Source organism: Actinomadura oligospora ATCC 43269, assembly GCF_000518265.1.
Classification (GTDB): domain Bacteria; phylum Actinomycetota; class Actinomycetes; order Streptosporangiales; family Streptosporangiaceae; genus Spirillospora; species Spirillospora oligospora.
The window spans coordinates 167,301-188,390 of record NZ_KI912412.1; the positions used below are offsets into that span (position 1 = coordinate 167,301).

At 71.8% G+C, this 21,090-nt stretch carries 17 protein-coding genes; 14 read left to right on the plus strand and 3 right to left on the minus strand.

Annotated features, from left to right (window positions below; translation table 11 throughout):
• Positions 1-204 precede the first annotated feature (204 nt).
• The 10 genes from P696_RS51580 to fabF all read left to right on the plus strand — a co-directional run bounded on the left by P696_RS51580 (position 205) and on the right by fabF (position 11,668).
• Entirely contained in the window at positions 205-1,617 is a 1,413-nt protein-coding gene (locus P696_RS51580; RefSeq protein ID WP_064744327.1) for a sensor histidine kinase, read from the plus strand.
• On the plus strand, positions 1,614-2,279 hold the full coding sequence (locus P696_RS0140825; RefSeq protein ID WP_026416836.1) for a response regulator: 666 nt from the start codon (positions 1,614-1,616) through the stop codon (positions 2,277-2,279). Before P696_RS51580 ends, P696_RS0140825 begins: the two co-directional genes overlap by 4 nt.
• A 214-nt stretch (positions 2,280-2,493) precedes the next feature.
• Positions 2,494-3,444, plus strand: coding sequence for an alpha/beta hydrolase (locus P696_RS51585; RefSeq protein ID WP_051469031.1), 951 nt, complete (start codon positions 2,494-2,496; stop codon positions 3,442-3,444).
• Positions 3,437-4,945: an acyltransferase family protein gene (locus tag P696_RS51590; protein WP_051469033.1), complete on the plus strand. Its 1,509-nt coding sequence runs from the start codon at positions 3,437-3,439 to the stop codon at positions 4,943-4,945. Before P696_RS51585 ends, P696_RS51590 begins: the two co-directional genes overlap by 8 nt.
• 24 nt (positions 4,946-4,969) lie before the next feature.
• Positions 4,970-6,034 (plus strand): alpha/beta hydrolase, encoded by a 1,065-nt coding sequence (locus tag P696_RS51595; RefSeq protein ID WP_051469035.1) that lies wholly within the window; start codon positions 4,970-4,972, stop codon positions 6,032-6,034.
• Positions 6,035-6,667: 633 nt separating this feature from the next.
• A complete protein-coding gene (locus P696_RS0140845; protein ID WP_026416837.1) occupies positions 6,668-7,849 on the plus strand; it encodes a PucR family transcriptional regulator in 1,182 nt (393 codons plus the stop codon).
• A gap of 127 nt (positions 7,850-7,976) precedes the next feature.
• Positions 7,977-8,894, plus strand: a complete 918-nt coding sequence (locus tag P696_RS0140850; RefSeq protein ID WP_026416838.1) for an ACP S-malonyltransferase — start codon at positions 7,977-7,979, stop codon at positions 8,892-8,894.
• The gene (locus P696_RS0140855) at positions 8,891-9,862 is read left to right on the plus strand and encodes a beta-ketoacyl-ACP synthase III (RefSeq protein WP_157430234.1); all 972 of its coding nucleotides are present in this window, start codon (positions 8,891-8,893) and stop codon (positions 9,860-9,862) included. Before P696_RS0140850 ends, P696_RS0140855 begins: the two co-directional genes overlap by 4 nt.
• A gap of 53 nt (positions 9,863-9,915) precedes the next feature.
• Positions 9,916-10,167: an acyl carrier protein gene (locus P696_RS0140860; RefSeq protein WP_026416840.1), complete on the plus strand. Its 252-nt coding sequence runs from the start codon at positions 9,916-9,918 to the stop codon at positions 10,165-10,167.
• A 217-nt stretch (positions 10,168-10,384) separates the two neighbouring features.
• Positions 10,385-11,668 carry a beta-ketoacyl-ACP synthase II gene (gene fabF, locus P696_RS0140865; RefSeq protein ID WP_026416841.1) on the plus strand — a complete coding sequence of 428 codons (1,284 nt, stop codon included), beginning with the start codon at positions 10,385-10,387 and terminating at the stop codon, positions 11,666-11,668.
• Positions 11,669-11,742: 74 nt separating this feature from the next.
• Here the strand turns inward: fabF and P696_RS0140870 are convergent, their stop codons facing one another.
• The 3 genes from P696_RS0140870 to lnt all read right to left on the minus strand — a co-directional run bounded on the left by P696_RS0140870 (position 11,743) and on the right by lnt (position 15,648).
• Positions 11,743-12,093, minus strand: a complete 351-nt coding sequence (locus P696_RS0140870; RefSeq protein ID WP_026416842.1) for a VOC family protein — start codon at positions 12,091-12,093, stop codon at positions 11,743-11,745.
• A 980-nt stretch (positions 12,094-13,073) separates the two neighbouring features.
• Entirely contained in the window at positions 13,074-13,568 is a 495-nt protein-coding gene (locus P696_RS0140875; protein ID WP_026416843.1) for a DUF3145 domain-containing protein, read from the minus strand.
• A gap of 283 nt (positions 13,569-13,851) precedes the next feature.
• Complete coding sequence (gene lnt / locus P696_RS57730; protein ID WP_211246001.1) at positions 13,852-15,648, minus strand: apolipoprotein N-acyltransferase; 1,797 nt, start codon at positions 15,646-15,648, stop codon at positions 13,852-13,854.
• 335 nt (positions 15,649-15,983) lie between these two features.
• Between lnt and P696_RS51610 the strand changes: the two genes are divergently transcribed.
• From P696_RS51610 to P696_RS51615, 4 genes are all read left to right on the plus strand, one after another.
• Complete coding sequence (locus P696_RS51610) at positions 15,984-17,153, plus strand: S8 family peptidase (RefSeq protein ID WP_051469043.1); 1,170 nt, start codon at positions 15,984-15,986, stop codon at positions 17,151-17,153.
• A 173-nt stretch (positions 17,154-17,326) separates the two neighbouring features.
• Entirely contained in the window at positions 17,327-18,013 is a 687-nt protein-coding gene (locus P696_RS0140890) for an RNA polymerase sigma factor (protein WP_211246002.1), read from the plus strand.
• On the plus strand, positions 18,010-18,450 hold the full coding sequence (locus P696_RS0140895) for a hypothetical protein (protein ID WP_026416845.1): 441 nt from the start codon (positions 18,010-18,012) through the stop codon (positions 18,448-18,450). Before P696_RS0140890 ends, P696_RS0140895 begins: the two co-directional genes overlap by 4 nt.
• Positions 18,451-18,519: 69 nt before the next feature.
• Positions 18,520-21,084 carry a CHAT domain-containing protein gene (locus tag P696_RS51615; RefSeq protein WP_051469045.1) on the plus strand — a complete coding sequence of 855 codons (2,565 nt, stop codon included), beginning with the start codon at positions 18,520-18,522 and terminating at the stop codon, positions 21,082-21,084.
• The last annotated feature ends 6 nt before the right edge of the window (positions 21,085-21,090 follow it).

Here is a 21,090-nt window from a genome sequence, read left to right on the forward strand (position 1 = left end):
AGCCGCCCGCCTACGCGAGGGCGTGATCGACCGCGCCCACATTGGGCCGGACGTCACCTTCGACGGTGGGTGGGGACGAGGCCGGATGGGCGGCCTTGTCCGGGTGGGGCGGCCGGGGCTGGCTTGGCGTAGGACCTGGGTATGACGTGAGGCTGGCACTTCGGTGGCATCCGGGCCTGGCCTCGGCTTCTCTAACCTGGGGGTGTGAACGATGCAGGGGAGCGGGAGGGGCCCGGACCGGCGGCGACCGCCGGTCTGCTGACGCGTCCGCTCGCCGCCGCGCTGTGGCGAGGCCGGGCCGAACCGGCCGCCGCCGACCCGCCCTGGCCGTTCATGCTGCGCTGGACGCGGTTCATCGGGGTCGGGCGGCTGCCGTTCGGCCTCGTCGCCCAGGGATTCGATCTGTTCGTCGCCCTGATCCTGATGTTCAGCGGCATCCCGGTGATCTCGGAGCGGATGTCGGAGCACCTCCCGCTCCTGATCGACGGAAGACAGCCCCCGGCGCCGTCGCCGACCTTCCCGGCCGTCGTCCTCGGGGTGTGGCTCGCCGCGCCGCTGGCGCTGCGCCGAAGACATCCGCTGGGGGCGTGGCGGCTGGCCGCCTCCGGCCTGCTCGTGATGGGCATGCTGGTGCGTAGCGGCGACCGGCTCGTCCCGTCCGGTGTCATCGCGATCCTGTTCGTCCTCTACCTGGTGGCGGTGCGGTGCTCGCGCGAGACCACCATCGGGGTCGCGCTGGTGACCGTCCTCGGGGCCGCCCTTCTCCAGCCCCGCTCGGCGGCGGGAGCGGCGGTCCTGATCGCGGTGCCGCTGCTGGTGGGCTTCCTCGTGCGCATGCGATGGACGTCCCGGCGCGAGCTGGAGCAGCAGGAGCGGCGGCACCGCGACGCCGAGGCCGTCCTGCTCGAGCGGCAGCGCATCGCGCGGGAGCTGCACGACGTGGTCGCCCACCACATGTCCATGATCGCCATCCAGGCGGAGGCCGCCCCCTACAAGACCCAGGACGTCCCCCAGGAGACCCGCGAAGACCTGGCCGAGATCCGCGCGACCGCGCTCGACGCGCTGAGGGAGATGCGCCGCATCCTGGGCGTCCTCCGCCAGGAGGACGGCGCGGTGACCGCACCGCAGCCGAGCCTCGAACGCCTGGACGAGTTGCTCACGGGCGCGCGCGGCACCGGGCTGGAGGTGTCCGCGAAGGTCACCGGCGACGTCTCCGGCCTGCCGCCCGGCGTGGGCCTGACGGCGTACAGGATCGTCCAGGAGGCGCTGAGCAACGCGATGCGGCACGCGCCCGGGTCGGCCGTCGGGGTCGAGGTCGCCCGCGCGGGCGGGATACTACGGCTGAGCGTCGTCAACGGCCCCGCCGCGCCCGGCCACTCCCCCACGCCGTCGCCGCCGGGGGCGGGCCACGGCCTGGTCGGCATGCGCGAGCGGGTGGCGATGCTCGGCGGCGAGCTGTCCGCCGTGCCCATCGCCCAGGGAGGATTCGCCGTGACCGCCACGCTGCCCGAGACCGCGCCGCCGGACACCCCGTCCGCGTACGGCTCTCCGCCGGAGAGACACCCGTCGGACGGCCTCCCGTCGGGCGGCGGGCGCCGGGGGACGTCCGCCCCATGACGATCCGGGTGATGATCGCCGACGACCAGGGCATGGTGCGGACCGGCTTCGGCGTGCTGCTCAACGCCCAGCCCGACATCGAGGTCGTCGGCGAGGCGGAGAACGGCGAGCGGGCCCTGCTGGTGGCCGAGTCGCTCCGCCCCGACGTGGTGCTGATGGACGTCCGGATGCCGGTGATGGACGGTCTGGAGGCGACCCGCCGGATGCTCGCGTCCGGCCCTGACGGCGTGCCGAAGGTGCTCATGCTCACCACCTTCGACCTGGACGACTACGTCTACGAGGCGCTGCGGGCGGGCGCCTCCGGCTTCCTGCTGAAGGACGCCTCGGCGAACGAGCTGGCCGAGGCGGTCCGGGTCGTCGCGGCGGGCGACGCCCTGCTGTCGCCGTCCATCACCAGGCGGCTGATCTCGGAGTTCGCCCGGCTCGGCGCCCCGCGCGGACCGTCCAGGTCCCGCCTGGACGAGCTGACCGACCGCGAGACCGAGGTGCTGGCCCTGGTCGCCCGGGGCCTGTCCAACGCCGAGATCGCCGCCGAACTGGTCGTCGCCGAGCAGACCGTGAAGACGCACTTCGGCCGCATCCTCGCCAAACTCGGCCTGCGCGACCGCGCCCAGGCGATCGTCTACGCCTACGAGGTCGGCCTGGTCCGCCCGGGCGAGTGACTCCGCCACCGGCTGAGCGGCGAAACGGCACCGCGCCCGCGGACGGGAACCGGCTCACCCCGTTCACCCGTGCCTGAGTTTCGGTCGACCGAGTACGACGCGTAGTACCCCGGTGGTACGCGGGAAGACGGCACCGCCGGTTGATCCCCGTTACCGGCGCCGGTTCCTACCTTCCTGATCAGTGGTGAAGCACTGATCAGGAGGGATCTCGAGGATGCGGATCATCGGACGCCGGAGCGCCGCGGCCGTCGCCGTGCTGGCCGTGGCGGGCTCGACCGCGGCGGCCGGACGCGTCCCCGATCCGTACGCCGCGCCCGGGCCGCTGCCGGTTCTGTCTGCCGGAACGCTGTCCGCGCGGTACGCGGCCGTGCACGACGAGATCGAGACCGCCCACGCCACCGCCCAGCGCACGCATGACGGGGGCCGCGAGCAGGCGCTGGCGGGCTTCCTGTCGCCAGGCCGCGCGTTCCTGTCCTTCGACGCGCGCGGGTCGGGCCGGGCCGTCGAGGTGACCGGCGACCTGGCGCACGCCGACCGGGTCGCGATCGTCGTGCCCGGCGCGGACGGGCGGCTGACCAACTTCGACTCCTGGAAGTGGGCGGGCGGTGGCGCACGGTCCCTGGCCGACCAGGCGCGCCGGGAGGCCCCCGGCACCCGGCTGGCGGTGATCGCCTGGCTCGGCTACGCCTCACCCTCCACGCTCAGCACCGGCGTCCTCACCGACGACGGCGCCCGCACGGCCGCCACCGCCCTGCGCACCCTGGTCACGGACGTCCACCGCCTCAACGGCCGCGCCGGGATGGCCCTGCTCTGCCACAGCTACGGCTCGGTCGTCTGCGGCCGGGCGGGCGAGGCCGGGCCGCTGCCGGTGGACGAGGTCGCGCTCTTCGGCAGCCCCGGCACCACGGCGAACTCCGCGCGGCGGATCTTCCCGTCGGCCCGGGTGTGGGCGGGCCGCTCCTCGGGTGACTGGATGCGGTTCGTCCCCCACGTCCGGCTGCTCGGGATCGGCTTCGGCCGCGACCCCCTGTCGTCCGCGTTCGGCGCCCGCCGCTTCGCCGCAGGGGGCGGCCCGCACAGCGCCTACCTCAAGCCCGGTTCGACCCCGCTGGCCAACCTCACCCGCATCGCCCTGCGCAGGGAGGCGGAGGTGACCCGTGGCTGAACAGCCCGCGCTCCCCGCCTGGCACGCCGAGCGCTACCGCCGCCTGTCCGAGGACAGGCCGGGCCTGGTCACGCTGATCGAGGCGACCACCCCCGACTCCCGCGACCGCGCCGTGGACGCCCTCCGCGCCCTCGCCATCCTCGGCGTCGTCCTCGGTCACTGGCTGGTCACCGCCCTGGTCGACACCGGCGGCACCCTCCACACGGCCAGCCCCCTGGCCTCCATGCCGGCCCTCACCCCGATCACCTGGCTCTTCCAGACCCTCGCGATCTTCTTCCTCGTCGGAGGCCACACCGCCGCCCGCAGCTACACCGGCTCCCTCACCCGCACCGTCGACGGATATGAAGCCCGCGGGCGAAGGAGCGGCGTGTACCGGGCGTGGTTCGGCCGGCGGCTCGTCCGGCTGGTGATGCCCGTGCCCGTGCTGCTGGCGGTGTGGGCGGCGGCGGTGCCCCTGATGATCCTGGCCGGGTACCCGCGCGAGACGATCTTCGCGCTGATCAATCTCGTCCTGGACCCGCTGTGGTTCCTGCTGGTGTTCATCGGGCTCACCGCGCTCACCCCGGTCATCGTGAGGGCCGTCGGCCGGTGGGGCGCGTGGAGCGCGGCGGTTCCGGTCGCGATCACGGCGACGGTCGATCTGGCCCGGTTCGCCCTGGACGCGCCCCAATGGATCGCCTGGATCACCGTCGCGTCCGCGTGGCTCGTCCCCTTCACGCTGGGAGCGGCTTGGGCGCAGGGCTCCTTCGGCTCCCGCCACACGGGTTCCGCTCCGTCCTCCACCCACCACCACCGCCACCGCCTCACGCCCCGAGCCTTCAGGTCTCACCCCGATACCCGGCTCGAGGGCGGGCGTGTCGCGTCCGGCCGCCACGCCGAGGAGCGATCGCATCGTCGTCCGGTCCTTGCCCCTGAGCGGCGAAGGCCGACGGGTTGGCTCCGCGAACATCGGGCGGCGTTGGGGTTGCTGATCGGCGGAGGTGTGGCGACAGTCGCACTCATCGTGTTCGGCGGATATCCGGCGAGCATGGTCGGGGTGCCGGGGCAGGCGGTCTCGAACCTGTCGCCGCCGACGCTCGCCTCCGTGGCGTTCGGGCTCGCTCAATGTGGCGGAGCGCTTCTCCTGCGCGGGCCGCTGACCCGCCTGATGCGGCGTCCGGTGCTGTGGGCGGGGACCGCCCTGCTGAATCTCTCGGCGATGACCGTCTTCCTCTGGCACCAATCGGCGCTGATGGGCGTTTCAGCTCTTGTGACCAGGATCACGGGTACGGTTCCAGGGTTGCTCGACGCACCTGACCGTCCCGGGTGGGTCGCCCACCGGCTGACCTGGATCCCCGTGTTCGCCGCCGTCCTGGCGGGGCTGTGGTCTCTGGCACACCGGCTCGAACGGCGCATCCGAGCCCAACCGATGAGCCGTCCGGCACATCTCACCAAGAAAGCGGACGACCCGGAGGGGGCGTTCGGAACACGCAGGACGACCACCGGATGCGCCGAGCATTGACCGGCATCCGGTAGAAAGGCCGCCATGCCGCAGTCTTCCGAGACGCCGCACTCTTCCCATGAGCAGTCCGCCGGCGGCACCACGGCCGGACGCCCCCACCGCCGCAGGCACCCACTGCGGCGGCTGGCCGCCTGCGCCGTCCTCGCGGCCGGCGTCCTGCTCACCACGGCCGGAACCGGACACGCCGATCCCTACGCCAAGCCGGGTCCCGTCCCGATGCTGTCGCCGGGCACGCTCGACGCCCGCTACGCGGCCGAACGGCTGACGATCGAGAAGGCCCTGAAGACGGCGCGCGACGTCGGCGACACCGACCGGGCCCGCGCCCTCACGGCCTTCCTCCGCCCCGACCGGCGCTTCCTCTCGGTGGATCCGCGCGGTCGCGGCCAGGCCGTCGAGGTCGTCGGAGATCTCGCGCACGCCCGCCGCGTCGCGCTCCTGGTCCCCGGCGCCGACTCCACGATCTCGGGCTTCGACGTCCGCGCCGGACGCGCCTGGGCGTCCCCCGGCGGCGGCGCCCGCGCCGTCTACGACGAGGCACGCCGCGTCTCCCCCGGCGGGGATCTCGCGGTCGTCGCCTGGCTCGGCTACGCCGCTCCCAGGACGTTCAGCAGCGACATCCTCACCGACACGCGCGCCGAGCGCGGCGCGCGCGAACTGCGCCAGTTCCTCGTCGGCATGCACCGGGCCAACCCGTCCGCCCAGGTGAGCCTGCTCTGCCACAGCTACGGCTCGGTCGTCTGCGGGCGCGCCGCCATGGAGGGCAAGGGCCCCGGCGGCCCCGCCTGGCGGAAGGTCTCCGACATCGCCCTGTTCGGCAGCCCCGGCACCACCGCCTGGACCGCCGCCGCCCTCGGCACCACCGCCCGCGTCTGGGCCGGACGCGGCGCCACCGACTGGATGGAGGACGTCCCCCACGTCCGCATCTTCGGCCTCGGCCTCGGCCCCGACCCGGTCTCCCGCAACTTCGGCGCCCGCGTCTTCCAGGCCGGCCGCGCCGGCCACAGCGACTACCTGGCCCCGAACTCCCCGTCCCTGCGCAACCTGACCTACATAGCCCTGGGCCGCCCCGCGGACGTCACCCGAACCTGACCCGGCCGCCCGCCACTCCACCAAGCCCCCGAGCAGCCCGGCCCGGCTCCGCCCTCAAGCCTCCCTGCCCTCCACCGCTCCCCCTCCGCACCCGGCCCCCGCCTTCCCAACGAGTTCCAGCCCCTCCACAATCTGCCCAATCAGTTTGTTCCGGCCGATCAAGCAGCCAGGGGACCGCCCTGAACCGCCTGGGGACCGCCCTGAAACAGGCTGCTGGGACCGCGTGAACAGGCTGAAGAACCGCCCCTGAAATAGCTGGGGACCGCGCGAAAACCGCCGGGGACCGTCCCGGACCGCCTGGATCAGCTGCCTGCTACGCCAGCCTCGCCCAGCCATGCCACGCCAGGCATGCCCGGCCATGCCACGCTGACCTCGCCCAGCCATGCCACGCTGACCGTGCCCACCAAACGGACTTCGCTTGGGCCGGTTGACCGTCCTCCCTCACCCACCTCCGCTCGAGCAGAACCACCTCACCGCGCTCCCGGACTCCCGCGAAGCGGCGGAGGAAGACCGTCCGGACGACTGGGATTCGGGCTGGCCCCAGAGGGTTACTCGGCAGTAGGGGGGTTGCCGGGAGGTTCGGGTGTGGGTGGCGAGGCCGATTCATCACGTTCGAGGTGGCACTCTGGACACGTGGACAGCACCAGCGACGCGGCGCTCCGCGAGCAGACCACCAAGCGCCTGGAGAAGGCGATGGGGACGTTCGGCACGGCGGCGCTCGCCAGTATGGAGGAGCAGCTTCCCTGGTTCCGGCGGATGCCGGCCGACCAGCGGTCGTGGATCGGGCTGGTCGCGCAGGCCGGGATCGCGGCGTTCGTGGAGTGGTTCGGCAGCGGCGAGTCGGCCAAGCCCGCCATCGCCGCGGAGGTGTTCGGCACCGCGCCCCGGGAGCTGATGCGGTCGATCAAGCTGCGGCACACCATCGACATGGTCCGGGTGATCATCGACGTGGTGGAGACCCGGCTGGAGGAGCTGGCCGCGCCCGGCGGGGAGGCGCAGCTCCGCGAGGCGATCCTGCGCTACACGCGGGACGTGGCGTTCGGCGCCGCGCAGGTGTACGCGCAGGCCGCCGAGACGCGCGCGGCGTGGGACGCCCGGCTGGAGGCCCTGGTCGTCAACGCCGTCCTGCGCGGCGAGGTGGACGACGGGATGCACTCGTGGGCCGCCGCGCTCGGCTGGACGGCCAAGCCGGTCACGGTGATCGCGGGCTTCACCCCGGAGGACGAGGAGCCCGAGGTCACCATCGACCAGATGCAGCTGGCCGCGCGCCGCGCCCGGGTGGACGCGCTGGCGGGCGTCCAGGGCACCCGGGTGGTCGTGGTCGTCGGCGGCACCGAGGACGCCCTCGCCGCGGCCCGGCACATCGCCGCCAAGTGCGGTCCCGGCCCGGTCGTCGTCGGCCCGACCGTCGGTGATCTCTACGACTCGCCGCTGTCCGCCCGGTCCGCGCTCGCGGGGCTGCGCGCCGCCGCCGGCTGGCCGGACGCGCCCCGCCCCGTCCCGTCGGACGAGCTGCTCGCCGAGCGCGCCCTCGACGGCGACGACGTCGCCCGCCGCCACCTGGTCGATCATGTCTACGACCCGATGTGCGACGCGGGCGCGCCGCTCCTCGACACCCTGACGACGTACCTGGAGCAGGGATCCTCGCTGGAGGCGACCGCCCGGCTCCTCTTCGTCCACCCGAACACCGTCCGGTACCGGCTGCGCCGCGTCACCGAGCTGACCGGCCTGGCGCCGACCGACGGGCGCAACGCCTTCACGCTCCGCATCGCCCTCGCCCTCGGCCGGTTCTCCCGCCGCCCCGCCCGTTCCTGACCGCACGACGGCCCGGCGGGCGGTGTGTCCGGGTTCGGGGGTTGTAGGGGTCGTACAAAGCGTCCGGACCAAAGTTCGTGTGCTTCCGCATCGGCAGGGAGACCGCGCACCGGGCACGCTGGATCGCGTGATTCTCCTCGCATCGCCCGGGCAGGGCGCCCAGACCCCCGGTTTCCTAGAGCCGTGGCTGGAGGTGCCCGGCGTCGCGGACCGGTTGACCTGGTGGTCCGCCGTGACCGGACTGGACCTGGTGCGCTTCGGGACGACCGCGGACGCCGAGGAGATCCGCGACACCGCGGTGGCGCAGCCGCTGCTGGTCGCCGCCGCGCTGGCCGCCTACGAGCAGCTGTTCCCCGAGGGCGGACGGCCGGACGCCGTCGCCGGGCACAGCGTGGGCGAGCTGGCCGCCGCCGCGATCTCCGGCGTGCTGAGCCCCGAGACCGCGCTGGTCCTGGTGCGCGAGCGCGGCCGGGCCATGGCCGAGGCCGCCGCCGTCACCGAGACCGGCATGACCGCGCTGCTCGGCGGTGACCCCGACGAGGTGCTCACCGTGATCGACAAGCACGGCCTCACCCCCGCGAACGTCAACGGAGCGGGCCAGGTCGTCGCCGCCGGGACGATGTCGCAGCTCGAGGACCTCGCGAACGAGCCGCCCGCCAGGGCGCGGCTGCGGCCGCTCGCGGTCGCCGGCGCGTTCCACACCGAGCACATGCTGCCCGCCGTCGAGACCCTCTCCCGGCTCGCGCCCGGCGCGTCCGTCCGGGACCCGGAGTCGACGCTGCTGTCCAACCGGGACGGCGCGGTCGTGGCGTCCGGACGCGAGTACCTGGACCGGCTGGTCGCGCAGGTCAGCGCGCCCGTCCGCTGGGACGCGTGCATGGAGACCATGCGCGGGCTCGGCGTCACCGCGATCATCGAGCTGCCGCCCGCGGGCACCCTGACCGGCCTCGCCCGGCGCGAGCTGAAGGGCGTCGAGCTGCTCGCCCTGAAGACCCCGGACGACCTGGACAAGGCCCGCGAGCTGATCAAGGCCCACACCTCATGACCGGCGTCACGCTGCGCACCGAGCCGCCCCGCCCCGGTTCCCGGGTCCTGGCGTTCGGCGACCACCAGCCCGCGAAGATCGTCACCAACCACGATCTCGCCGCCGTCATGGACACCAGCGACGAGTGGATCCGCAGCCGCGTCGGCATCGTCGAGCGCCGGATCGCCGAGGACGACGAGACGATCGTCGACATGGCCGTCCAGGCGGGCGGCAAGGCCCTGGCCGCGAGCGGCCTCGCGCCGTCCGAGATCGACCTGGTGATCGTGGCGACCTGCTCGGCCGAGTCGCCGATGCCGAGCCACGCGCCGACCGTCGCGCACCGCCTCGGCATCGTGTCGCCCGGCGCCTACGACATGAACTCGGCCTGCTCCGGCTTCTGCTACGCGCTCGCCGCCGCGGACGCCGCCGTCCGCACCGGCGCCGCACGGAACGTGCTGGTCATCGGCGCGGAGAAGATGTCCCAGTGGCTCGACTGGACGGACCGCTCGACCTCGATCATCTTCGCGGACGGCGCGGGCGCCGCCGTCGTCGGACCGTCCGAGACGCCCGGCATCGGCCCGGTCGTCTGGGGCAGCGATGGCAGCCAGCCGGACCGGATCCAGATCGAGAACCGCACGGCGTACATCTCCCAGGAGGGGCAGGCGGTGTTCCGCTGGGCCACCACCGCCGTCGCGCCGGTCGCCCTGGCGGCGATCGAGCGGGCCGGACTCGTCCCGGACGACCTGGCCGCGATCGTCCCGCACCAGGCCAACCTGCGCATCATCGACCACATCGCGCGCCGGATCCAGGCGTCCAACGCGGTCGTGGCCAACGACATCACCCACTCCGGAAACACGTCGGGGGCCTCGATCCCGCTGGCCCTCGCCCACATGATCGAACGCGGCGACGTGCCGTCCGGCGCCCCGGCCCTGCTGGTCGGGTTCGGCGCCGGACTGTCCTACGCTGCCCAAGTCATCCAGATCCCGTAGTACGCGGACAACCGCCCGCGTTCTGGACAACCCATAAAGGAGACACCGACACCATGGCAGTTGCCACCGAGCAGGAGATTCTGGCCGGACTCGCCGAGATCATCGACGAGATCGTCGGCATCGACAAGTCCGAGGTCACCCCGGAGAAGAACTTCATCGACGACCTCGACATCGACTCCCTGTCGATGGTAGAGATCGCGGTGGCCGCCCAGGACAAGTTCGACGTCGAGATCCCCGACGACGAGCTGCGCAACCTGAAGACCGTGCAGGACGTCATCAACTTCGTCCAGAAGCTCAGCGTCTGACCCGTCCGCCGGGCGACCAGCCGTCCCGCCCGAGGGACGACCGGTTCCGCCCAGCCCGCGGCGCGATCCGTTCGCCTCGCGGGCGGGGCGAACCGTCGTCCACGCGATGACGGCACGCCGTCGCCGCACGGCCACGGCGCGCCGACACCCGGACGGACCGCGAGGTTCCGTCGGCGCGCCGTCGCCACCCCCCAGTCACACAAGGAGCACTCACACCATGAGCAACAAGACCACCGTCGTCGTGACCGGCCTCGGTGCCACGACCCCGCTCGGCGGGGACGTGCCGTCGACCTGGTCCGCGCTGCTCGCCGGTCGGTCCGGGGTGCGGAAGCTTGACTGGGAGGGCGTCGAGGAGCTGCCCGTGCGGTTCGCCGCGCAGCTCGCCGTCGATCCGTCCGAGGTCATGCCGAAGCAGACGCTGCGGCGGCTCGACCGCTGCCAGGCCATCGCGCTGATCGCGGCGAAGGAGGCCTGGCTGCACGCGGGCCTGAAGAACCGCACCAAGAAGGGCTACGAGGCGGACGCCGAGGGCTTCGAGATGGACGGCGAGCGCCTCGGCGTCGTGCTGTCGACCGGCATCGGCGGCCTGCACTCGGCACTCGGCAGCTACGCCACCTACCTGGAGAAGGGCTGGACGCGCGTCTCACCCTTCACCGTCCCGATGCTGATGCCGAACGGGGCGTCCGGCCACGTCGGCATCGAGTACGGCGCGACCGCGGGCTCGCACGCCCTGGTCAGCGCGTGCGCCTCGTCCGCCGAGGCGGTCGGGTACGCGATCGACATGATCCGGACGGGCCGCGCCGACATGGTGATCTGCGGCGGCACCGAGGCGTGCATCCACCCGCTGCAGATGGCCTCGTTCGGCGTGATGCGGGCGATGTCCACCCGTAACGAGGAGCCCGAGCGGGCGTCCCGTCCCTACGACAAGAACCGCGACGGCTTCGTGCTCGGCGAGGGCGCGGCCGTGATGATCCTCGAGTCGGAGGAGCACGCGCGCAAGCGCGGCGCGACGATCCACGCGATCGCGGCCGGCTGCGGCTACTCCGGCGACGCCTACGACATCGTCCTGCCGGACCCGAGCGGCTCCGGCCAGGCCAAGGCGATGCGCCGGGCCCTGGACAACGCCGACCTGGCGCCCGAGGACATCGTGCACGTCAACGCGCACGCCACGTCCACGCCGTCCGGCGACGTCGCCGAGCTCAACTCCATCAAGGTGGCGCTGGGCGACGCGGCCAAGAACATCACCGTCACCGGCACCAAGTCGATGACCGGCCACATTCTCGGCGGCGCGGGCGCCCTGGAGTCGGTGATCACCATCCTGACCCTGCGCGAGGGCATCGTCCCGCCCACCGCCAACCTCGAGGACATCGACGACGAGGTCGACCTGGACATCGTCCACGGCGAGCCGCGCAAGATCCCGGACGGCCCGGCGGCCGCCCTCAACAACTCTTTCGGCTTCGGCGGCCACAACGTCTCCGTCGCCTTCAAGCGAGCTCTCTGACCACGCCGCACCCGGCCCGGCCCGTCCCACCCGGACGAGCCGGGCCGCGCGCTTTCCAGGACCACAGGGCGAACTCAACGGTGAGAAAGCACGTTGATCACCCGCCCATCGGGATCTCGGACGAAGAACCGCCGCACACCCCACTCCTCGTCCTGCAGCGGATACACGATCTCCGCCCCGCTCTCCCGCACGGCCACATAGACCGCGTCCACGTCATCCACCTCAACACTCACGTCAGGCGGAACCGGCGCGGTCCTGTCGTCCCCCGCATAGAAGCTGACCTGCGCACTGGGCACGGACGGCGAGGCCACCGTCACGATCCACCCGTGGTTCATCACCTCCTCCAACCCCAGCAGCCCATAGAACTCCCGACTCACCTCCACACTCCCCGAGCGAAAGTTCGGCACAACCCGACGAACACCCATCGACTCCTCCACCCTCAAGCCACCACACGATGCCCCACCTTCCCAAACCCCTCCGACACCCCCACACCCCCAGCCCTAACCACCAACAACACACACCCAACCCCCAACCAGCCACGCCCCATCACGGTCACCACGCTGCCGTCAACACGCCACTAACCACACTCGCCAGATCAGCAACGACACACACGAATCAACGTCACGCTTGGCATGACCTGCTGTGCGCTAGACGAGCCCTCACCGCACTGCGGACGAGCCCCAACGCACGGCAGCGCATGCAGGGCTTCCCGCTCAGCGTGATACGCGGCGCGCAGAATGCACGTTCACGCCACCGCGCAGCGACGGCCCACCATCCCCGGCTGGGTGGACGCCAACCCAATGCTCAGCGAAACACCACTGCGCACACGAAGCCCTCACCACGGTCCGAGGCCAACGCAGCAGCCGCACACTCAGCCAGACCACTCGGGCACAGGGCCAGACCCGCGTAGGCGGCGGAACGCCGCTGCGCGGACGGAACCGTTGCCGCCGTCAGGAGCAAACGCGACAACCTCGCGCTCAGCCATGCCGCTCGGGCGCGGAGCCAGACCCTCGTCAGCCACAGAACGTCGCTACGCGGACGGAACCCATTGCCACGGTCGGACCAACGCGGCGGCCTCGCGCTCAGGCAGGCCGTCTGGGAGCGGAGTCGGAACTGCGCCGGCGGCGGAACGCTGCTGCGTGGACGAGTCGTAGCCGCCGTCAGGAGCCAACGCGGCGGCCTTGCGTTCAGGCGGGCCGTTTGGGAGTGGGGCGGAAGTGTGTCGGCGGCGGGACGCTGGTGCGTGGACGAGTGGTTGCGGCGGTCGGGGGGCTAGCGCGGCGGCGTCGCGTTCAGAGGGCTGGCTGGGGGCGGGGCCGGCTGTCGTGGCGGGGCATGGGGAGCTGGCCGCGGGGCGCGGGGGGCGTTCGCGGGTCGGGGGCTCGGGTTCGGTCTTCAGTTGGTGTCAGACGGCGGCGTGGAGCCATCGGACGGGGGCTCCGTCGCCGGCGCGACGGAAGGGCTCGAGCTCGTTGTCCCAGGGGGTGCCCAGGAGGCGGTCGAGTTCGTGCTCGAGGGTGGTCTTGCCGACGGCGGCGTTGGCCATGACGGTGCGCAGCCGGTCTTCAGGGACCATGATGTCGCCGTTGGCGCCGATGATGCCCGTGAAGACGCCGAGGGACGGCGTGAAGCTGTAGCGCACGCCGTCGCAGCCCGGGGTCGGGTCTTCGGTGGCCTCGAAGCGGAGCAGCTTCCAGTTCCGCAGGGCGGACGTGATCCCTGCGGCGGTTCCGGGCCTGCCCTCCCAATGGAGTTCGGCGCGGAGCGTGCCCGGCGCGGCGGGCTGGTCGGCCCACTCGAGTGAAACGGGTACGCCGACAACACCTGCGGCGGCCCACTCGATGTGCGGGCTCAGCGCAGGTGGCGCGGAGTGGACGTAGAAAACGCCACGTGCGGTCACCGGACCTCCTGGATCTGTACCGAGGCTCGTCTTCCCCTACGGCCTCGCACGCTCCCGAGACGGATTCCGCGTCCCTCATTCTGCATCATGGACACCCGACGCACCACCACGCGACCATTGTTTGTCTGTCACTTGACCATCGGCGGTCCCGTCACTTTCGTGCGCCTCGCAGCTCCCCAACACAACTCCCGTCCCACGGTGTCGCCGCCGCCATCACCCGGCGACGCTCCACTCCAACCCAACCCCAAGTGCGGCCACGATCCGGTGCGGATGGCGATTTGCGTCACCGTCGTTTGGTCGCTCCAGCCCCTTCTACCTCCTCACGGCGCTTCCACACCGCGATGACGATCACTCCTGCGGTGACGAGCAGGCAGACGAGCGGGACGACGTCGCCGACGCGGTCGTACGGCGTCCGGCTCGCCACAGGCGAGATCTTCAGCGTCACGGTGACGACGCCCCGGCGGTCGGTGTCGAACCAGGCGATCGGCCGGCCGCGAGCGTCGAACGCGGCCGACACTCCGGTCAGCGCCGCCTGGACGGTGGGCCGTCCGGTCTCCGCGGCGCGGACGGCGGCGAGCGACGCGTGCTGCGCGGGCGCCCAGGTGTTCTGGAAGCTGGACGTCGCCGACTGGTAGACGATCAACTCCGCGCCGCGTCGGGTGAGCGTGCGGGCGAGGTCGGGGAAGGCCGACTCGAAGCAGATCAGCGGTCCGAAGGCCGTGCCGCTCGCCGTCATGACGGTCGGCCCCGTCCCCGGGATGCGGTCCTGCCCGGCGGCCTTGCTGACCACGCTGAGCCAACCGAACACGGGGCGGAAGGGGATGTACTCACCGAACGGCACGAGCCGCGTCTTGATGTACCGGCCCCGAAGCCCCTCCGGCTCCACCAGGACGGCGGACTTGCTGATGCGTCCGCGCGCGTCCGCCGCGTCCTCGTTGATCAGGAGGGGACCGCGGGCGGCGGCGAGTTCCCGAAGCCGTCGGACGAGTACCGGATCGCGGGCCAGGTCCACGCCGACGCTGCTCTCACCCCACACGGTGAGGTCGGCGCGAGGGGCTGACGTCGTCATCCGGAACGCCGCCGCCAGCCGCACCCGGGCACCGTCCTCGACTCCGGGTTGGACGAGGTTCACGCGCATCGTTCGCGCCACTCCCGGTTCTCGGCGCATCGAGAAGACCAGCGGCCCGATCCCAGCGATCGCCACGGCCAGCCCGACCATCCCTGCCAGGAAGCCTCGCCGACCACCATTCCGTCTTCGGCGCCCCGCACCCAGTCTTCGGCCTGCGGCTCGGCCATCGCCAACGGCTCCGGCAGGCCCGTCTGAGGCAACGCTGGTGACGCGCCCTGCACCGCCTGCACTTGCTGCGCCGGTGCCGCGTCCCGGGCCGTCCTTACTTGCTGCGCCGGTGTGTGGAGGGGGTGACCGGGTGGGGTGCGTTGGGGTGTCGAAAGAAGGTGGTGGGTCGGGAGTGGGTGACGTGCTGGCGGGGTGGGGCCCGGGTGGGGTGCTGGCGACCGGTTCGGTTCGGGGTGTCGGGAGTGGCTGGGGGCGCAGGAGGGCGAACAGGGCGAGTGTCAGGGCCGTGTTGGCGGCCACCAGGGCGAAGGAGATGAGCCAGATGCCTCCGAGGGCGGCCAGGGAGAGCTCTGTCGGGTGGTGCCATTGGCTGGCGCCGTAGACGGCCCAGGGGCCGCCGAGGGATGGGCGGGAGCGGGCGAGTTCGATGGTCAGCCAGGCGCTGGGCAGGACGATGAGCGCGAAGAGCGGGCGGCGAGGGATGAGGGCCCGGGCCGCCATGCCCCATGGGGCCCACAGGGCGCCGAAGACCAGGGCGATCAGGGGTAGGGCCGGGCCGATGTACGGCAGCGTCCAGTAGAGGGCGGCCAGGAGGTAGCCCGCGCCGAAGGCCCAGCCTCGGAGGGCGGCCTCGCGGGCAGTGCGGCCTCTCGCGAGCAGCAGCGTTCCCGGGACGAGGGCCATCCAGGCCAGCCAACCCAGGTCGGCCCGCGGGAAGGCGAGGATGGGGAACGCGCCGGCGAGCAGGGCGAGGGCACGTGCCAGCCAGGCAGAGGACCGCATCAGGGCCCTCCCGCCGGCGCCGGGGGACGCGAGGCCGTCCGCCGGCGAGGTGCGGCGCCGGAGCGCGGGTCGGCCGATGGCGACGGCGAACGTTCGCGGCACGGGGATGGTCTGAGGCGGCGGTCGGCCGGGATCACCGGCCAGGTGACCAGGATGCCCGGATTGTGCTGGTAGGGCGGCTGAGTCGTCTCGTTCATGTCTCCAGTAAGGCATTCGGAATCCAGGCTTCGCCAACCCGGGGCTCGCTTGTGGATAACTGGAACAACGACTACCCAGAGCTACCTATCGGGCACGATGAGCGCGGGGATTGATCGGGTCGACGGAAGTGAGGGTGGATGTTCGATCAGCAGGCGCGTCTGGAGCGGCTGCTCGCGCGGCACCGGGACGCCGTGGTGGTGGAGCCGGTCGCGGGGCGTCCCGCGCTGGTGCGGCGCGACCAGGTGCTCGTGGCCGAGGACGACGCGGCGGCTGCCGAGGACCTGGTGCGGCGCTGGTACGAGTCTCGCCATGACGAGCAGGGCGTGACGCGGCTGCGACTACGCGCGCCCGCGAAGGTGGACGTCTGCGAGCTCGCCGCGCAGCTCTCCGGGGACGGGCGGCACCGCCGGCTGAGCGTCTCCCCCAATCATCTGGTCCATGGGCAGCCGCTGTGGTGGAGCGGGCCCGCCGATCTTCCGCGCGCGGCGGCGGCCGTGCCCATGCCTGTAGCGACCGAGGCCCGCCGCGAGGTGACGGTCGCCATCCTGGACACGGGGCTGGATCCGCATCCCTGGTACGAGGGCGCCGAGTGGTTCGCCGACCAGCGGACCGAGGTCGCGGAGGTCCTGGACGCCGACCTGGATTTCGAGCTCGACGCGCAGGCCGGGCATGGCACGTTCGTCGCCGGTGTCGTCCTGCGGTACGCGCCGTCCGCCCGGATTCGGGCGCGACGGGTCATCGGCGGCGACGGCGTCGGGGACGAACTGGACGTGATCCGGGCCCTGTACTGGCTGTCGGTGTGGGGCGGCGCGGACGTGGTGAACCTGTCGCTCGGCTGCCACACGTTCGACGATCGGCCGTCGCCGGTCCTGTCGCGCGCGGTGGCGATGCTGGGCAGGCGGACGGTCGTGGTCGCGTGCGCGGGGAACGCAGCGGGCGACCGGCCGTTCTGGCCGGCCGCGCTCAAGTCGGTGATCGGTGTGGCGGCCCTCGACGCGCACGCGGAGGATCGGGCCTGGTTCTCCAACTACGGCTGGTGGGTGGACGCCAGCACGCCAGGCGTAGACGTGGCGAGCTGTTTCGTCCGGTTCGACGGGCCGCGTGGACGTGTCAACGGAATCGATCCGGATCAGTTCAACGGCTATGCGACGTGGAGCGGAACGTCGTTCGCGGCGCCCGCCGTGGCGGGGCGCATCGCGGCGTTGGCAGCGGCCGAAAACCTGCCTGCTGTAGCGGCTGCCGACCACGTCCTCGATCCGGCGACGTCGCCTACCCGTCCAGACCTTGGGGTAATCATCAGGGCTTGAGCACAGCACGGTGGCAATGCGGTAACCGTGACGCCCCGTGCACTCTGCGTGTCGGCGCGCGACTCTAGTGTCGTCGCTCAGCGGAGGGCCGCTTGGGAGGGGTGCTGGTGGTCCTGAACGATCGTCCTGCTCGGTCCGAAGGGACGGCAAGGGGACGTGTTCTTCCTGGAGTGATGGCTGGCGAGCCGGAGAAGGGAGTGGTGCCGCAACCGCGCGCGGACGAGAATCGGAATGTGTCGCGCCGGAGCGTCCACCTTCCGCCTATCTCCGACGAGACGAAGGTCGAGTCGGGCGAGTTGGTGGTGCGGGCGCGGCTCGGCGACGCGGGCGCTTGGGGACTCTTGGTGGATCGGCATGCGCCGCTCCTCTGGGCGATCGCACGTTCATGCGGTCTGGACGATGCCGACTGTGGTGATGTCGTCCAGACGACGTGGTTGAGGCTGGTCGAGCGGATCGATGCCGTCCGTGATCCGCAGGCCGTGCCGCATTGGTTGGCCGTCACCGCGCGCCGCGAGGCGGTGCTGTTGGCAAGGCGTCGTGGACGTGAGGCTCCGGCGGATCCGCTGTGCTTCCCCGAGGTCCCCAGGCCGCGTTCGCGGCGGCCCGCCCCAGGAGTCGACGCGGCAGGCACTCAGAAACTCATTTCCGGACCGGAGGACATTGCGCTCGCGCGCGAGCAGATCGGACGGGTCGGTGACGCGCTGCGGACGTTGCCTCGCCGTTGCCAGGACCTCCTGCGGATGCTGGCGCTTGCCCACAGCTACAGCGAGTTGGCTGCTGCTCTGGACATCCCGGTCGGGAGCATCGGATCCGCGCGGACCCGTTGCCTCGCCCAACTGCGCCGGAGGCTCGCGACATGAGCGAGGAGTTCCTGGACGAGCTGCGCGCGGCCTTCGACCACATCGATCCTGTTCCGAAGGAAGTCCTTGCGGCAGGACGGTCCGCGCTCTCGTGGCGCGAACCGGACGCCGACCTGGCGGAACTCACGGACGAGAAGGAACGGCAGCTGGCCGGGGCGCGCAGCACGAGCGGCCTGAGGGTCCTCACGTTCAACGCTCCCGGTCGTACGGTCGAGGTCGAGATCTCCGGTGCCGGGCAGGATGTGGCGCTCACCGGACGGCTCGCCCCCGCGACTGTGGCGGACGTCCGGCTCCGCCATCCGAACGCGGCCGAGCAGTCCGCGCGCGCGGACGAGACCGGACGTTTCGTACTGACCGCTGTCCCGGAGGGGCTGGTCAGCCTGGTTTTCCACCTGCCTGATGCCTCCTGTGTGGTCACGAGCTGGATTCGTCTCTGAACCCGCCACCGCCGAAGCAGCCCCTCCAAAACCCTCCAAACCCCATCGACACCCTTGAGAAGGAGCCGTATGCCCCGGAATCTCTCTGATGACGTTTCGGGACGGGAGTTACTGCGATTGGCGACAACCGAACCGGCCACGGCCTATCGCAACGCGGCTGAGCGTGTCGCCAAGGCCGAGCACTCGGGCGACACGGCGGACCTGGTGGTGGCGTTGAGGGCTGCTGGGCTTGCCGCCAAGGAACTCGGGCACCTGGATAACGGCATCGCCTGCATGGAACGAGCCTTGGCCCTTGCCGGCCCGTCCACGTATGCCGTGGCACAGGTGCGGATGAATCTGGTCGGGCTGCTCACGGCACGTGGCGACACCAGCCGCGCGCTCGCCGAGGCGGCCAAGGCCGAGGGAACCCTGCAGGGCTCGGACGCCCACAGACTCGCCGCCAACACCGTCTGCGCCCTCGCGCGCGCAGGGAGAATCACCGACGCGCACACGCTCGCCGCGTCCGCCCTCCCCAGCCTGCGCGCTGGTACCGATCCGGTGCCCCTGGTCGGGTTGCTCTCCAATCTCGGCCTTGCCAGAGCCCTGCGCGGGGAACTGAACGAGGCCGAACGTCTCCTTGAAGAGGCCAAGGAGACCAGCCGAAAACATCGGCTCGGGCAGCAGACGGCGATGGCACGCGCGAATCTGGCGTTCGTGGCGTCCCGGCGTGGCGATGTCCCGAAAGCCCTACGGCTGTACGAGGAGGCTGAGCCTGGCCTGACCGGTGAGAAGGCTGCCCAGTGCCGGTTGGACCGCGCTGAGACGCTCATCCAGGCCGGGCTTCCAGGCGAAGCTCGCAAGCTGCTCAGGGCGGTCGTGAACGAGACCAGGACCAGCGACTACAACTGTGACCTGGGCGATGGCCTGCTTCTCCTGGCGCACGCGGAACTGGCATGCAACCACGCAGAGGCCGCCGTCATCAGGGCTGGAGAAGCCGCCGATGTGTTCTCTCGACAGGAACGCATCGGCTGGCTTCCCCTCACAGAGCACCTGCTCCTACGCGCGCGATGGGAGACGGGTGAGCGGTCGGCCATGCTGCTCGGCACAGCAGTGGCCACCTCCGATCGGCTCACGAATTCCGGTTGGTCGGAGGCCGCCGCCGAGGCCCGGATCATCGCCGCTCGTCTTGCCATCCAACTGGGACGCCCAGCTGAGCACCTGCTCGCGCCCTTGGCTCGTACGCGCGCGCATGGCCCGGCCGCACTTCGCGTGTTCGCCTGGCACGCAACGGCTTTGGAACGGCAGTCCCGTGGCGACCTCAGAGGCGCGTTGGCCGCCGTGTGGTCGGGCCTCTCGATCCTGGCGGATCACGCGGACGCGTTCGCGGCGCATGATCTGCGGGCGAGGGCCGCAGGGGTCGGGGAAGATCTCACTTGCCTTGCGCTGCGGCTGTCTCGCTCTGCGCGGGAGCTACTGCAGGCTGACGAACGCCGCCGCGCGTTAGCTCGCCGTCCTGTCGCGGTGCGTCCGCCCAGAGATCGGCGGCGGGCCGCTGCCCTTTCTGAACTTCGGATGCTCAGCGGCGCTCATGCGCGCGCGACCTCCCGCGGCGAACCGGCCAGCGCATTGACCGAGCGCATGGCCGAGTTGGAATCGTCCATACGCGCGGGCGCGCACAGCCTCTCGCCCTCCACGCGAAGCACAGTGGCGAGCCCTGTTGGGGTGCATGAACTGAGCAGCGCCCTTGGGACGCGTGGACTGCTTCAGTTCGTCCGAATCAACGATGCGCTATGGGCCGTGACGCTCGTGGACGGACGTCCACAGCGTCATGAGCTGGGCTCGTACACGCACGCGGCCCGCCAGGTCGAGCTCGTCCACGCGGCCCTTCGAGACCTCATCGAGGACGAGCAGGATCCGCACGCTCTTCAGATGCTCAGCAAGGCGGCGCGGGCCCTCGACAGCCAGGTTGTCGCGCCACTTGCCGTCGATGCGCCCGAGTTGGTCATCGCGCCCACAGGCGGCCTTCACGCCCTGCCCTGGCACGTCCTTCCGTCTCTGCAGGGACGTCCCTGCACGGTGGTGCCGTCGGCGACGGCCTGGCTACGCGCACGCACGATCCCGGAGCACGGTTCTTCGCGCGTGGCGCTTGTCGCCGGCCCCGGTCTCGAGCATGCGGAACGCGAAACGCGGATGCTGCGCCGCGTTCACCCAAGGGCGCTCACATTGGACGGCCCCGAAGCACGTGCCGAGGCGGTGCAGCGCGCCATGGACGGCGCAGGGCTCGTCCATATGGCCACTCATGGTGAATTCCGGGCCGACAACCCCATGTTCTCGCGGCTCCTACTAGCGGACGGCCCGCTGACCGTGCACGACCTAGAGGACTTGGCCGCACCGCCCAGTACGGTCGTCCTCTCCGCATGCGACGTCGGACGCGCCGGAGCGGGCGACGCGGTGATCGGCATGGTCGGCGTGCTGCTGGCGCTGGGCACCCGCACGGTCGTGGCCAGCGCGGCGCCCGTGCGCGACGCCGCGTCCCCGCGCTTCATGGCCGACCTGCACGCCCTCATGGCGTCCGGGGTGGGACCGGCCAGAGCCCTGGCGAAGCTGCACCGCTCCCCCGGGCTCCTCGGCCTCACCTGCTACGGCGCAGGATGATCAGCG